General features: G+C 45.3%; 6 protein-coding genes. All 6 read right to left on the reverse strand.

Annotated elements, in window-relative coordinates; translation table 11 throughout:
- Nucleotides 1-119 precede the first annotated feature (119 nt).
- The 6 genes from PSE7429_RS05935 to PSE7429_RS05960 all read right to left on the reverse strand — a co-directional run bounded on the left by PSE7429_RS05935 (nucleotide 120) and on the right by PSE7429_RS05960 (nucleotide 15,165).
- Nucleotides 120-2,870: a beta strand repeat-containing protein gene (locus PSE7429_RS05935; RefSeq protein ID WP_009626184.1), complete on the reverse strand. Its 2,751-nt coding sequence runs from the start codon at nucleotides 2,868-2,870 to the stop codon at nucleotides 120-122.
- Nucleotides 2,871-2,950: 80 nt separating this feature from the next.
- Nucleotides 2,951-4,990 carry an OmpA family protein gene (locus PSE7429_RS05940; protein WP_052017657.1) on the reverse strand — a complete coding sequence of 680 codons (2,040 nt, stop codon included), beginning with the start codon at nucleotides 4,988-4,990 and terminating at the stop codon, nucleotides 2,951-2,953.
- Nucleotides 4,991-5,067: 77 nt separating this feature from the next.
- Nucleotides 5,068-10,284, reverse strand: coding sequence for an OmpA family protein (locus PSE7429_RS05945; protein WP_009626186.1), 5,217 nt, complete (start codon nucleotides 10,282-10,284; stop codon nucleotides 5,068-5,070).
- On the reverse strand, nucleotides 10,284-11,816 hold the full coding sequence (locus PSE7429_RS05950) for a DUF11 domain-containing protein (protein ID WP_009626187.1): 1,533 nt from the start codon (nucleotides 11,814-11,816) through the stop codon (nucleotides 10,284-10,286). The genes PSE7429_RS05945 and PSE7429_RS05950 overlap by 1 nt, the downstream gene beginning before the upstream one ends.
- Before the next feature lie 153 nt (nucleotides 11,817-11,969).
- On the reverse strand, nucleotides 11,970-12,527 hold the full coding sequence (locus tag PSE7429_RS05955) for a DUF11 domain-containing protein (protein ID WP_158467614.1): 558 nt from the start codon (nucleotides 12,525-12,527) through the stop codon (nucleotides 11,970-11,972).
- A gap of 94 nt (nucleotides 12,528-12,621) precedes the next feature.
- The gene (locus PSE7429_RS05960) at nucleotides 12,622-15,165 is read right to left on the reverse strand and encodes a beta strand repeat-containing protein (RefSeq protein ID WP_009626189.1); all 2,544 of its coding nucleotides are present in this window, start codon (nucleotides 15,163-15,165) and stop codon (nucleotides 12,622-12,624) included.
- Between the last annotated feature and the right edge of the window lie 881 nt (nucleotides 15,166-16,046).

Raw genomic sequence — 16,046 nt, forward strand, 5'->3', positions numbered from 1 at the left:
TTATACCAAGTTAAGAAATGGCGTAGCCATTTCTTAACTTGGTATAAATCCCCAAAGATGAGTGACGACGCGAATTGCCGCCACTCATCTTTGGGGCAAACTTATGCCCAGTTCGTTACTCAATTAACCGTGACATTAAACCTCACAAACCCGTAGGAATTAGCTGGCGTTCCCGAACCTGTAGCATTAGGTATTGTCACTGGACTCTTGGCGACATTAACCACTACTAGCCCATTAGTATTGTCACTATTGGTGATTGCCGAATATGTCCCTGCTACATTCTTAACACAACCACTTGCAGGAGCCGTTCCCGCAGCATAGAAAGTACCGCGATCGCCATCACTAACATTACTCATATACGCCGTTGGGGTAGCACTACCACTCGCTAAAGCTATTCCTAAATTACCTCCCGAACTCCCTGTATCTAATGGAGTCAAACCATTATAGCTACCTATAAAAAAGGTCGTATTCGCAGGCACTAAGTCGCAAATATTAACATTCGTAACACCAACATTACCTGCGGAAAGGAAGTAGATCGTATATTCTACAACATCTCCTGGCGCTACAGCTCCTCCGTTGTTAGCGCCCTTCAGATAGTTAGCTGGCCAATTGACATTGGTATTTGCTGCTGTTCCATCGGAATTAAATATATTAAAATTATCGCTCCCTGCTGGAGTAATCGAAACTCCTCCTCTCTTTACATTCGTAATCCTCTTTACTAACAAAAGTTGCGGCGAAGAAGGAATAGTAACCGTGACATCTTCACCAGTATTGGCGATATCGTAACTAACGGTTTTGGAGCCACTCGTAGCAGGATCGGTATAGGTCGCTGAAGCTGGGTTATTGTAGGTTCCTGTCGCTACACTAGTGCCCACATCAACTGTAAATTGAATCTCGACCGATCCTCCTCCTGGAATCGAGAACGTTCCCCAAGACAAATTACTAGTTCCTGCGGTTGGATTACTGGTAGTAGGTCGGGTCGAGCCGCCAATTAAACTTATGGTCGGTGCAGGGCTAGCCGCAAGGGTAAAACCTGTGGGCAAACTATTGTCTGCGATCGCCACGTTATTTGCCGTTGCTAAACCTGCACCGTTACTTACCACGATTTTATAAGTTGCTTGACCACCTCGATTTACCGTTGGTGTACTCGTGGTTTTCACTACGGTTAAAGCGGGAACGCAAGCGGCTCCTGAGCTTGCTCCTGGAACCGTACCCACGGAAATTGGTACCGCTAATCCTGTTCCCGCTACCGCTCCGTTATTAGGGTTGGATGTAATTCCTGTTACGCCAGCAATCCCTCCTTGGAGATTAGTTGTTACTCCAGCGCTGGAGACTACAACACCACCACCACCGCCACCGCCAGGACCATGGGGATCGGTAAATAATGCGCTACCACCTGCACCACCGACAACGCTAACGGTAAGTCCAGCGACATTATTGCTGAGAGCAGAGACTAGCACGCTCCCACCAGCACCACCACCACCGCTACCATCTCTTGTCACATCACGAGCGCTGCTCCCATTAGCACTAATCGTCCCCGTACCGCTAACTGTATTAGTCCGCAGCATGACCATCCCACCGCCTGAAGCACCACTACTATATATGCCGCTACCAGACGTATCGGTATTTGGTGGCGAAAAAGATCCATTATTAGTAGTACCAGCACCACCACCACCGCCCAATACTAAACGACTGGTCGTAGCTGGAAAAGGTTTACCGCCAAACCCACCTGTCGGTAAGTTGGAATTCCACGATCGCCCTCCAATTCCTCCTGCGCCACCATTACTACCGCCGCCGCCGCCAGAGTTTTCATCATTACCATTGGGATTTCCATCGGTACTACCTCCTCCCGCATTGCCAGGAGCCCCCCGCCCATAACTGCCATTGGGATAACCTTCAGTCACATTATCCACAAGCGCTAGGGTAGTAGGATTGATGACAAATCTTGGTGTTCCCGCAATCCCTTCGGCTTTCGATCCATTCTTATCTATGGTTGATAATGTCCGATAGTCTGTATTGGGACTAACCGCTCCCCCCAATAAGCGACCACCTCCACCTCGGAATCCTTTACCGTTAACATTAATGCCCCCAGTTAAACTCAAGTTTCCTGCTACATCATAGGCAACTATTCCTCCCGTACTTCCATTCCAATAGGATGATGTTGCGGATCCTAGGGTCGCACTCGAATATTGTGGTACTCTCACAACTTGATAGGTTTGTTTTCCCTGAGTTGCCGTCGCTGCGGCACTCACATAGCTATTGATCAGTCCGCCTCCGTTCGTTCCTTTGATCGGTACTGCCCCTCCACTCACTGCCCCTGTTGCCACTACATATTCATAATTCCCTGCGCTTCCACTTAAATAACCACTCGCTCCGTTCGTTGGTTGTGTTCCTCCTGCTACTAAGGCAGGTACATCTCCTCCTACTCCATCACCATAGGCATCTGTGTTGGTGGAGTTAATCGCTGCGTCTTGTGTCTGGATAATCAACAGCAAATCCCCTGCGGCTATATCCGTTGTGGCTCCATTGATATCTTTCGTTCCGACGGTGATCGATGTTGCTCCTGCTGTTACTGTCGATACTCCTGGATAGTAGGTGTTGATGATCCCTGCGGGTGTTCCAACTCCATCTTTTCCTGGTATTCCACATAGCGCTGGTGCTGTTTGGGCATTTGCTTCTTCAATTATTGATGGTATTTCTATTCTCTTTAAATTTCCACTCTTAAATATCTGGGGAAATGGTATGGGGAAAAAAGAAATCATCACAAATATACTAGCGATCGCGATCGTTAGCCATTTTCGATATCCTCGCAGAATTAGCTTCTGTATAGACTTGCTGATGTTTCTTGGTAGGTTGTATCGTGAATGCATAATTATTTTCGCTGGAAGGATAGCAATAAATTGGGAGTTAGCTAGGAGAAATTAGAGCGGTTATGGTCGATCCAAGACGTTCATCTACCTTCTATCTGTAAATCTTCTTCCTGTGTCTCAAAGATGATTTCAATATCTCGATAATCCTTAAAATAAATTTCGACACGCCGATCGCGGGCATAGTCAGTAATTTGATTGCCCTGTGAAGCTAGCTGGGTTTCACCGAGCGATCGCACGGTCATGCGTTCAGAGGCAATGCCCCGTCGCATTAGATAGTTGCGAACGGAACGCGATCGCCTAAAGCCAAGCTCAACATTATAGGCATCACTAGCCCTAGGATCGGTATGTCCAGTCAGGGTGATAACGATCGTTGGATATTGTTTTAATACATCCGCAATCCGATCCAGAACTTTAGCGCTGGTAGGACTGATTTCGGCACGATCGAGTGCAAAGTGAATTTGACGGGGCACAGATAAAACGATCGGGTCAGGCGATGGCGGAACCTGCACAACCTGTGGCGGTGTTGTACAAACAGGAATTGTGGCTGGAGGTGGAGAGAGTGGGGGAGCTGATAGATCGGGATTGACAATTCGAGCATTGAAGGCTGGTTCAGAAGTACCATATTGCGGATCGGTGGCGATCGCACTAATGGTATCTCCTACCTGTACATTTTTGAGAGAAGTCCCAAACCTACCATTGACATCGGTTTTAACCGTGGTCAAGTATTCACTAAGAGCACCATAGGGAAGATTGGAATCGATTTTGCCAGTAACTCGATAAATATCGACTTCGGTCTCAGCATCGGCCGTACCATCAATATTGACTTGGTTAGGAGAAAACATCGGAAAGGCAGTAGCCAGAAAAATCGGGGCATTAATTGCCCCATTAGCCGTATCGACGCGCCGAAAATGGGAGTCGCGGGGAAGATTAATCCCATCTCCCGTCATGAAATCGCGATCGCTAATGTGCCGCTGAGAAATCAGATCGATACTCAAGCCCTTTAAGGCTGTAAAGGTATTCCTGCGAATGAGATTGCGATCGCTTTTAGGGAAAGCAGCGATCGCTACCCCCGATCCATTTTGATGGCGAATTTCGTTATTAGTCACCCGATGGTCGTTACCCATCAGATAGATTGCCGCATAGCTAGTACTGCGATCGTTAAAGAGAATGCGGTTATCTTCAATGGCGATCGCCCCAGTCGGCTTAAAAAGATATACTCCACTACCATCATTAGCGCAGAGGGTATTGCCCTTAATGCGAAGATTAGCAACTTCACCTTCTAGATAAATGCCATGGGGCATTCCATCGAAACCATTATTGGTAATGGCATTTTCGATAATTTGAGTTCCCGTCGCCTTTACGGATGTGACAATACCACTGCCCTCATGGTAAGCAATCCGATTGTGACGAATCACCGCATCGCTACTATTAAATAAATAAACGCCAAAACTAGAGGTTCTTTTCGGTATATCCCCCGTAGGAGGAATACCCAGCCAGTTTGCTTCGAGATTCACCCCTTGAGGCGCACGATTGCTGTCATAGAAAGGAGCAGAGTTGGCTGGTTGTTGCGTCGCATCGGGTGGTGGAGCCTGATGGGAAATAAAAATATCGGCGGCAGGAGTGGTTGTGGGTACAGATTCGATCGCATTAAATCCATAGAGACTTAAGCCCTTGATCGTCACGCCATCAGCAACGATCGTCAATCCTCGCAAAATCTCTACCCCCTTGGCAGGGGCGATCGCCACAATCGGTTGCGGAATTGCTAATTCTTGGGCAAAGGATTTTTGAGAGTCATACCCCGCTTGGGTCGTACCATCAATAATCAGATTTTGACTGCTGATATCAGGTAAAGATCGGCGTAACTCGATCGTCGTGCGATTAGGCAGCAAATTAAAAATAATTCGCGAACCCTTAGCATTGGCGGCTAGCGGCTTAATTTGAGCGCGTTCGGACTCGCTGAGCCGATCGATCGATAGACTGCCATTAGCGATCGCCATTGCCTCGCGTAGAGTCATTTCGTTATTGGGCTGGATCTCGTCATCGCGATCGCTATTAACGGTAATTTGGTAATTAGGACGAGAAGTTTCCGCGATCGCGAAATCATTCCTACCAAATGTCATTCCCTCTACAACTATCAAACCGATAGAAGCTATTAATACTGTACTTACTTTTCTAATGTTTAGTTTTCGCATAGTTTCTAATTTTTTAGATTTGAGAGCCGTTCGGGATCGATCACAAAGCCACTTTTCTCAGTTGGACTGAGCCCAATCGCTCGCAAGAATGCGGTAGTAGTATCACCCTTATTTGTTAATAAGAAGTTAAAAGCAGTGGCAAGACGACGATCAGCGTTAGTAGCAACAGGCTCGCTGACTTTACTTTCGTTATTATTAGGGAAGTTAGTGGCTGCTAACTCATTGCCGATCAACTTACTCAAGAGTTGAGGCGGAGATACCTCCACCGCATAACTCAAGAAGATATTGCGAGCAGCAGTGGATCGGGCTGAATTTTCAGGAAGGGCGATCGCCAAAAGCGAATCTATTGATAGGGGCAGTTGACTTAACAACGGGGCAAATCCAAGATTAGATATTTGAATTGAATTGTTAAATACTGGATTAATTTGCGGATTAATTTGCGGATTAATTTGAGAATCAGGAACTGTCCTATAGGCAAGATCAAGCCAATTAGATAAGCGCCGATCAGCTTCCAAAAAGAGAGACAAGGGTAAAGCCGCGTTGGTCGAAACTGCCAAGGGAGCAGAGTTGCCCACATTTGCCTGCACCGTTGCTGCTGGGGCTACAGGAACAGCAGCAATATTGGGATTACTATCATCCTGATTGAGGGAGATATAGACTTGAGAGTTACCATTGCTATCTACATTGCCACTACGAGAACTTAATAAAATCCGATCAGAACTCACGCCCTTATCCAGTAAATAGGTTCTGACAGCAATCATCTTCATAGTTTCCAGATCCTGTCCTGCCGAAGCATTCAAAGTAGAATTAGCTTGAATCTCAAACAGCAGACTGGAATTGGTCTTTAAATTCTCAATCATGCGATCAAGGGTGGCATAACTCAAGTCGGCGATCTTGCCATCATTACCGACATTAACCGCCGCAGATAAGCTAGGAACTTTACCGTTAGAAGGATTAGCTGGGCTTGCACTAGCTTGGAGGATCGGCGAAGCATTGGGCAAAAGGCTTTGTAAAAACTCGGCCGTTGGCGAATTTGCTGCCATGGTCTGTAATCTGGTCGCGATCGCATTAAATACATCGGCTTTCCCACTAATCGCAAAACTGACTGGGGTCACCTTCCCATCCATATTGCTAGCCGTATTGCTAGCTGAACTAATCAGCTCGGCACTGCTAGGAACACCACCTAAGGAGCGTAAGGTCATCTGGTTGCTGGACACGCCGCGATCGAGCAAGTACTTTCTCGTCGCCATCATCCGATGAGCCGCAAGGTTATCTCCAGAATTCATCTCCGCCAGCGAACCAATATATCCGCGAATATCAATGGAGAGATCGTTATATTCCTTCAAAATCGCAACGAGATTTTCCAAAATTGCAATATCAGATATTGCGAACTCCGCACTATTACTAGAAATGCTACTTGGAAGGTTACTTGGAAGCCCACTTTGGCGATTCTCTTTAAAGATCAGCGATCGCGCCACATTAAGACTGATTACTTGTGGAATCGGTGGCGTTGCTACGGCAGCGACTTTTGGTGTTTGGGGAGAAGCAGTAGCCACAGGGGTTTGAGGCTCGATCGGCTCCTGTTGCTGGCGAGGTGGAGTCTTCTGCAAGCCAAAACCATCAAACAATTCGTTCAGCTTCACAGTGATACCAGCGTATAGCCCACCCGCCGAGCGCGTACCGCTAAAATCGCGATCAGCATTCACTGCGCCGCTACTATAGCCCGCTGCTAGGCGCAAATTTGGAGTCAGGTAGTAACCCACCTCACCTACTAATCCCATTTCGCTATAACCTGCGGTCGGTTGATTGAGAAATCGCGTTTCACCAACTAACTCAACGTTATACCCTGCACGGTAAGTAACCCGAAATTGCGTCAAGTTAGTTGCCGATACCGCCGTAAAATCAGAAGCGACAGTAGTTGTACTATTGCGTAAAGCTAACTTACCGTAAAATTCCCATTGCCAGTTGGGTGCATAAATGCCTTCTAAAGCCAAGGTATAGTCGTTATAGCCAGTGCCACTACCAAGGAGCAGTGAATCAGGCACAATGCTAGGGTTTTGACGATATTCATACCGCAACAATAGATTAAATTTATCATCATTAGGATCGCGATAGGCAAGCCCAACCTTGAGGCTGGAAATCGTGCCTAATCCCACAATTGCTTGATTTGCGGCACTGGATTGCTGGTAATTAAATAGCATGGTCAGGGCAGGAGAAAGTTTCCCCAAGGCTGAGGCTGTAACTACGGTATTACTGCTACTGCTATTACTGCGATTCTCAAATTTGGCGCTTGCCTTAAAATCTGGATTATCCGTATATTCAAACCCAATATTGTAACTATCGCCATTCTGCAAGGTCAGAGAGCTAGAAGATTGACCGACCGCAAAGGGTTGTAAAAACGATGTGCCTGTGGTCGTAGTCGTTCCAAAACTACCAAATATATGTTCGTAGCCAAAATTTAACCGCACTCCAGGCAGTACTTGCCAGCGTTGGTTCAACCCTAAGGAACCTTGGGTAGTTGTCGCATTATTCGCTCCACCCACTAAGGAGTAACGTCCCGTAAAGGTGGTATCGGTACCGAGTTTATATTCTCCTAGCAGATCGGCACTGGTAATCGAATTACCTGCAAGAGGTCCCGAATGGAACCATTGCTGCCCCAATCGCGCCGTCAAGCCTTGAAAAATAGTCCAATCTAAAGCTAAGACACTGCGATCGGGAATAACGGCATCGGAACTGGAGGAAAGACTAACTTCATTTTGGGCAGTAAGTTTGACATTGTCGGCAATGGGCACGCTTAAACGCGATCGCAACTGCGTAGAATTACCCGATAAGGTACTTGGAGAAATCCGATCTTGGCGATCGCGAAACAACAGATCGAGATTGAGTAGCGAAGAACCGAGATTTTGCTGTAGCCCCAAACTAATAGTACGCAGAGAATTGTCTACAGCCGATCCAGGAGTAGCCTGCTGCCCGACATTGAGAAGATCGGTGAGCGAAGTTAGCGGACGAGGGGCAACACCAAGATTTTCTTCTTGGTCATAGGTAACCTTAAAAATAGTCGTGGGACTAACTTTCGCATTTAATTCCGCTCCATATTTAGTTTGTCCTGGCACAAAGCTTGTCGTAGCATTATTCGCAAACCCAGTTTCCGCTTTTCGATAATAAAGCTTGCCAATAATATCCGAACTTAACTCGCTGTTTAACTCAAAACGGAGGGCTGTACCAGTAATATATCCATACAACTCCGAATCATTTTGCGATCGCGCATATTCCGCAATCAACTGGGTCTTTTCACCAAAAGATATTAGCGCATTCGCTCCATATAAGATGAAGTTGCGAATACCAAGACTCTCTTTAAAGTAATTGGCTCCGATCCAACTCGGTTGATTTTGACTGCGGTTGAGATGATAGCGTATTTGACCGCCATAGATATTACTATCACCACCAACCTGCTCGTTTTGATAGGTAACGACGATCTGACGGCGCAAAAGCTGCCCAGAATCACCTATTTCCGTTTGTAATAATGGCTGACGGAAGAGAATAGAACCATTGTCATAGTTAATATCGTAATCTTTACCACGGGTTAACGATTGACTGGCAATCACCGTTCCCGCACTAAAGAAATCAATCAACTCCACAAAGACATTTTCACTACCTTCGATCAGCAAGCGCTTTGAAAGAAAATAAGTACCACTCGTACCATTAGGAGCAATCGTATCGCGCTGAAAGGATTTACCGACATTACTATAAAAGCCCGTAATTTGCACATCGCCAATATTAAAGTTACCTTTAAACCCTTGCAATTGCCTTGAAATCCCGCTAAATTGCTGCGATCGCGAAGTGAATTCATCCGTGGTGAAATTTCCCCACATGAAGTAATCCGTACTCGCGCCCTTAACAGGAGAATTACGCTCAAAGCGCAAATATAAGCTGTCATAGGATGGCGTAGTCTTGGTAGAAGTAGAACTATCTCCATAAACTGGATACTGCGGATCGCAATATTGCGTCGTACCCGATAAACTACGATTACCCGCACAGTCTTGATTCAGAGAGCGGTTGCTATTGTATGCACCTGTAAATAACCACTCACCAATCCGTCCCGTACCAAACACAGCACCATAGAGATCGACTTGGGTATTGTTGTTGAGATCCGTAGGCAAAAAATCGCGCAAGCTGCGATAGAAATCAGTACCCCTAGCCCCAAAGCGCAGATCGATAACCCCAGTCACCAAAGAGGGACGGAGATCAGTTTCAAATAAAACTTGGGTAAAGGCTTCCATTTTGGCATTGGCAGCACGTATCGTCACCGTTCCAGTTTTTAAGCTCGATCGCAACTGAGCCGTAAATCTTCCCAGCTTAGCTCGGACTTGAAATCCTGGCTGTTCGGGCGAAGCATCCGTACCAATTAACTCACCGTCACTAGCTTCTAAAGTAACCAAGTCATCCCAATTAGAGCGATTACCATCGGCATCAACCAATTGCCCATCAATGGTGACATTAGAGCGCCCATCAGCAGGAACACGGGATTCTAAAGTACTGACTACTAGTTTTACGGGCTTACCTCGAACTTTTAAGCTCATCGAACTAGCAACCGATTCCGTACCAGCTTCCTTCACCACAATCTGGTTATCTCCAGGCTGCAAAGGGACACCGTACCAAGTTTGCGTAACTAATTTATTAGTTTCATCTAGTTCCGAACGACCAATCAAATTAGGGTTGACTGACTTACCATTCACTACGAGTTCAATTTTAGTATTTGCAGGCATCTGAATCGTAACCGTCGCCGCAGGGACATCCAAAACAGTCCCCATCGTAGGCGAGAGAATCACAATCCTTGGCAGCACTTGCTCAGCGGGAACCGCAGTATCAGCGACTTTTCCATTCAAGGAATTGCTGGTTTTAGAGTCCAATCGATTAGGAGTTGCTGTCTGCGAAGAAGCTACATCAGTCCTATTGGGAATTGCTTGAACTTCTTTATTCAGGGGAGATGCTATTTTGACATCGGTTTTGGCATCGGTTTTGGCATTAGCATCAGCTTTGGCATTAGCTTTGGCATCAATTTTATTTTTATCAGTTAATGATTTTTGATGATTAATATCTAAATCTTTTGTTGGCGAATCAGCAATTAGTTCTGCCTTCACAGTTGCCGACATCAATAACAGCAAAATCTGTGGCAATACCACAATTCCTAATTTACCAAGAGGTATGGAAATACTTTTCACTACTTAGAACCTCCTTTTTCGGTTGTACCAATACCACGCGCCGCAGGAGTCAAAGCGAAGTTCACTCTACTTAATGAACCAGGAGCCAGTTTTACTAACCGCGATTGACTGTTACGCTCGATAAAATATAGATTTGGTGCGAGGGTATAACCAGGGACCGAGGTCAAATCGATCGCTAAAGTACGACTACCCGAAAGAACATTACTGAGAGAATATAGCCCATTGGCATCCGTAACAATCCGAGTACCATCATCCATATAAATCACCGCATTAGGAATACCTGGTTCGCCTGGTTGTTGTTCGCCATCAAAATTTTTGTCAACAAATACGCGACCGATCAAAGTACCGCAATCCGACAATAGCCCTGGGCGAATTCTCAGAGCAAAGGAGACGGGACCATCACGCACCACCTGTTGATTATCCGCACGAATACCCGATACTGATGCTTGATTGATTCCATTACCCCGAATCGCATCATTAGTAAGCTGGGCTGCATAGACAATGCTCAGAGCGAGATTATCTGAAGCCTTAGGAAGAGCAACATTGGGAGTGAAGGTCAAACTTCTCCCATTTTGTACCACACTTACTGTCACCGTATTTGAGCCAAGAGCAGCCCGCACCGAACCATTAACATATTGAAAGCCCAAGGGCAGATTATCCGTAATCGAAGGCTGATTAATTGGCGCAGAGGAGAGATTTTGAATAGCTAAACGATAAATAACTGTGTCGCCTGGTTCGGCAGCAGCGCGATCGCCTGTTTTCAAAATTTGAATCGCTTGCGCCTCACATACACCAACCTTGAGGTTAACTGCCACAGCCAAACTCAAACCTACCGTCGCCGCATTCGTAATATCAATTACTCCATTTAAAGAAGTCGCTCCACTCGATGCCGAGATGGGATTGCCATCTAAAGAAGTAGCCGTATAACTAACTACATTGCCGTTTCGCGCAGTGATCGTCAGTTTGATGCGCCTGCCACCTAAATTAGAGTTAGCTGGCTGTTTTACCGCCAAAATATATTCTCGACCCACATCCACTTGACCGCGATTAACATCAAGCAAGAAGTTAAACTTACCCTTATCACTAGATGTCAAGAAGAAAGGATTGGCATTATAGAAATTTGGATCTAATCCAGCAGTCTTGCCACCACCTGCTTGGCTAGGAGGGACTGTAGCAGTGAGTGAAACTGGCGAGCCAATATCACCTGTAGAATTGAGCAATTCGTATAGACCGACGCTAAACCCACTGTAGTCACTCAATATACCACCATCGCAAGAGGTCAAAAGACCAAAGGGATCGATTAGGGAATTTGAGACTGCGGTGGGGTTGACTGTTGTTGCCGAAGAATTACCTGTGAAAATATTACCTACCGCATTGGTATAGCTATAGGAAGCAGTATTCTGAATCGGAGTTTTCGTCTGCGCTTGGCTAGCATTACATACTTGAACGATCGCGCCAAACAGAAATACGGCAGTAAGGTTTAGGCTGTTTCGCAGAAAATTTTGTTTTATCGTCAGACTTCGAGTTTTCATTTTCAACAGGTAACCTTAAGGGCCTAAAATCTTGATCTAAAAAGTTTTTATATGAAATCCTTTATTGAAATCCTTAATTGGTCGATCGAATGACTGATCATATTCCACAATTATTCGATCGATCAGGATATATTGATTTGCCTTGATTTGCCCCTAACGAATCCGAACTTGATAGGTAGCATAGGTAATAGTCTTAGCAGGGAAGCTATCACCAAATTTCCAGCGAACATTCGTGTACATACTATCAGGTGCGGGACGATTTACAATCTCACCACTGTCTAATTTGACCCGAATCGTCGGATTATCACTATAAGTTTTACCTCCGTCGATACTGTAGTCTAACTTTGCACCTTGAATGGTGGGCAAGGTTGCCGAGCCTAAAACATAAATCGAAGACTTGGGAATAGGTTGAGTTACAACCAAGTTTTTAATTTGCCGATCGCTAATATTGCTAGCAGTTACCACATAGCGAATATTTTCTCCTGGACGCAGAGACGCATTCGTGGGTAGAGGTTTCCATTCCACTTGTCCTGAAGCGATCGCCACAACCGACTGCCTTTCAGCGACAAGCTTGAGTTGAATTGGGGCTTGTTGCTGAGATGATTGAGCAAATACTGGTTCACTAGACTGCGAACTAGCAAGCCCTGGCATAACACCAGTAAAAGGGACGGTGGATAAAAGAGCGATCGCTCCAATTCCAATTAAATTCATACGTTGCATTTTGATCACCTAATTTATAACAATAACCATGGAATTCAAGAATTAGAATGATAACCATTCTAATTCTTGAATTCAAAGCGATTATCTAGTTCACCTTACGTTGGAAATTAAAGGTTCTGGATATCCCAGGAGCAACCGTACCAGTAACGCTATCGATGTACTTGGTGACATCGGTAGTTGCAGTCGTACCAGTCTGATCACCACTAGAAGTAGTACCCGCAGTACCACTAAAGAAAGAGATCGTAGAAGCACCAGAATCCTTAGCCGAACCAACAATGTTACTAGTATCAATTTGACCATTAGCATCATTGTCTTTTGCCCAGTTATTGGGAGCTGTAACACCATCTTCCGTAATAACCACCTTGCCAGCATTCAGAACCACATTTCCAGTTCCCGCCGCGAGGTCGGAAATATTGGTATAGACGATTTGATACTCAATGATGTTACCAGGAGCGGGTTTCTTGGCTGTGGTGCTAAAGGTTCCGTCAGTACCCGACACAGCAGGACCAGTTCCCTGTAAAACCCTTGACTGTTTTACAAGTTGCAGGAAGCCTGTATAAACGCGATCAATGGTAATGTTCTGGACTTGTGCCGTAGGCGAGCCGCTTCCATTTGCATCAACAAAAGCAGTGATTGGCACGGGGAAACCGCGTTGAACCGTTGTGATACCTGCGCCCTGAGCGCTACCATCCGTCGAAAGAGGAGTTCCTGATGGAAGATCGACACTGACCCCATAATTAGCGGAACCAGCTCCGTTCGCAGGCACTGCCGCCGCAGGGATTTGCACTGGGTTTGTGGCTCCAATGGGGTTACCGCCGACAGTACCAACCCCTGAAGTAAAGGTAAAGATTCCCGTAGTAGAGTTGTAGGTATAAGAAGCAGATATACCCTGATAGGAAACAGTCACGACAGTTCCATTAGGCAGATCGGTCGTAGTTGCTGGTTTAGTTGGAATCAGAGAAATATTACCTGCTGTCGTACCACTATTCTGAACAGTATTAGTGAAGGATACAGGAGCAGGATCGATGGTCGTTCCAGGAGCCGTATTAGGTGGAATCAAAGCAGACTGATTGGTAAAGTCATCGTTATTGCTTGTCGGTCCAACGGCTGCAGGAGCCGCACTAGGTCCATTCAAAACCGAACTAGCAACAGGCGTTGTAATCGTAGTTGCATTAACATTACCAAGAGGATTATTGGTACCAGTATTATTATTCCCTGTATCAATATTGGTCGGTGTAGGTGTACCAGAATAAAATCCACCATCGGGCGTAGTCGGAAAGGTACTCGTACCAGGATTGAAATTATCTGGGTTTTGGTCACCTGAGTCGTCATAGATCTTCGTAGTCGGATCGCCAACGGTAGTACCTGCCACCTGAGCAATGTTATAGATGGTGGTCGGACTAGCTGTCGCACCAGTTGTCTTGACTTGGATATTAAAGCCTGTAACTGTCGCTCCCGTCGCTACTGAGGTAATCAGCGCAGGATTGTTAACAAAACCAACTCTGGTAACCGAGCTTAAGGTTGGAGCAGTCGTAGTCCATGTAGCCGCATCAGCATTAGTAGTCACAGGAGTGGTCGTATAAACCACGATCCAGCCCGCAGGAGGAGTCGGCGCGACGTTAAGTACAGTCTTTGCGGGAATCGCATCAGAGACCAAGATCCGTGTAACGGTAGAGCCATCCAGCGAGATACTTGTCCCAGCCAATCCAGCAGGAGAAATACCTGTACTAGTTACGTCATTACTCTCAACCCTCAAACTCAACCCATAGGTCAACAAATCATCGGTCAGAGTCGCAGGAGTCCCCGCATTACTATAGGCAGTCTGAGTTTTTAGAATAGTTGCTAGGGCTCTTGTTTTAGCAGTACTGTTAACGGTCGTCGTCTGAGTAGCACTGGCTTCCCTCACGCCATTGACTGATGGACCATTAGGATCGGGAGTAGGAGCGACTGTATAAATATCACCACCATCGGCAATCCGTGGCTGGTTTTGAGCATCCCCAGGGGTTTGTCCCAATCTATCAGTAATGACATCCCCCGCATTAGCTCCCGCCTGAACGGTAACTGGTACCCTTACTAGCACAGTCCCGTTAGGAGCAATCCCCGCTGTTGTTAGTCCAGCAACAGGTACGTTCGTCCAAGTCGCCCCTCCGTCAGTACTATATTGCAGTTGACCGCTTGCAGGAGTAGCACCAGTTTTATCAACAGGCAATACACCAGAAACAGTAGCTGGCCCCGTTGTTGTTGAAACATTGGGAATCTGGAATCTGGTAAAATCATTACCAACGTTGGTAACTGTGTAGGTAAATACCAACACATTCCCTGGCTGAACAGGACCGCCTGGGGTAGTCTGGTTAGTGAATCCCGAACCAGTCACTGTAATACCTGCTACTTCTGCTACAGTTACGGTAACCGTGTTGGATGTAGTATTAATAGGACTACCTGGGTTGTTCGGATCTTCATACGTACCTGTTGCCGTATTCTGAATTGCTGTTCCAGCAGCAGTTTGGGGGACACTTTGCGCGAGTGTGGTTAGTGGAGTTAGTAGAGATATTCCCCCAATCGTTAATGTCGCTGCGATCAACCGATAGTATGAAGCAAGCGGGTTTATTTGTTTACTATATTTGGGCATGTGTTCAGGGTTTCCTCACTAAAAGGGGATGCGTTTCTTTCAAAGAAATTTAAAGCAACGAGAGTTAAATTACCCATTTCTAGAATGAACTATGTCAGCCTTTTATATTCAACTAAAAATCACCCAAAACATAGGCAATCTAATTATGCTGAAAAATACATAATATTCAAGCACAAAGTTTGCCCAACATATTTTTGATAAGCTTTAAAGAATATAAATAGGAATGAGATTTAGATCATAAAGACAGACTGGTAATGTGGGAGATAAGTATACGATGAGAAGATTTCTACTCAGTCTAGATTCATTGTAGGGATACAAATTATAAATAGACCTAACTAGCTGACGTATATTTCTTATGAGTGCTGAATCTATAGTACCCAAAACTTTCTACATATGTTCTATCTAGCAGCAATACATATCAAGTATAGCTAGATGCTGTAGCTCTATTGGGCAAGAATGATTCTCTAACGTCGAGCGTTTAAAGTCTCATCTAGATTTCACTAGACACAAAAATACCATACCGTATTACATAACGAATTATATTATAGTAGACCTATGGATTAGTGCAATACGTTAATCTGAATTTAATCTCAATACCTCTCTAGATAAGGTTTAGAGCAAAGTCAAGTCAAAATATTACTTAGGTATCATTAATGAAAATATTATTTGGATACCCTAGAACAAGAGATATTTTTTTACTCAAAAGGATGTTGATTAGTAACTAGTTTAGTAACTAAGAGTAACTAAAAACCAAATAATTTCAGCAATAAGTAGGGCTTGCTGAAAAAGAGACTAAGCGGAAAGGAGTGTGCAAAGAGGAAGGGGATAATACTTTGACTGTCTACTAGGAAATTGCCAAGAAAAAGAATTAAAGTTAAAGA

The sequence above is a fragment of the Pseudanabaena biceps PCC 7429 genome (genome assembly GCF_000332215.1).
Taxonomy (GTDB): domain Bacteria; phylum Cyanobacteriota; class Cyanobacteriia; order Pseudanabaenales; family Pseudanabaenaceae; genus Pseudanabaena; species Pseudanabaena biceps.

Excerpts from the sequence above, each read along its gene's own strand:
- PSE7429_RS05940 (WP_052017657.1), bottom strand. The coding sequence starts at position 4,990 with ATGACATTTGGTAGGAATGATTTCGCGATCGCGGAAACTTCTCGTCCT.
- PSE7429_RS05950 (WP_009626187.1), bottom strand. The coding sequence starts at position 11,816 with ATGAAAACTCGAAGTCTGACGATAAAACAAAATTTTCTGCGAAACAGC.
- PSE7429_RS05935 (WP_009626184.1), bottom strand. The coding sequence starts at position 2,870 with ATGCATTCACGATACAACCTACCAAGAAACATCAGCAAGTCTATACAG.
- PSE7429_RS05955 (WP_158467614.1), bottom strand. The coding sequence starts at position 12,527 with ATGAATTTAATTGGAATTGGAGCGATCGCTCTTTTATCCACCGTCCCT.
- PSE7429_RS05960 (WP_009626189.1), bottom strand. The coding sequence starts at position 15,165 with ATGCCCAAATATAGTAAACAAATAAACCCGCTTGCTTCATACTATCGG.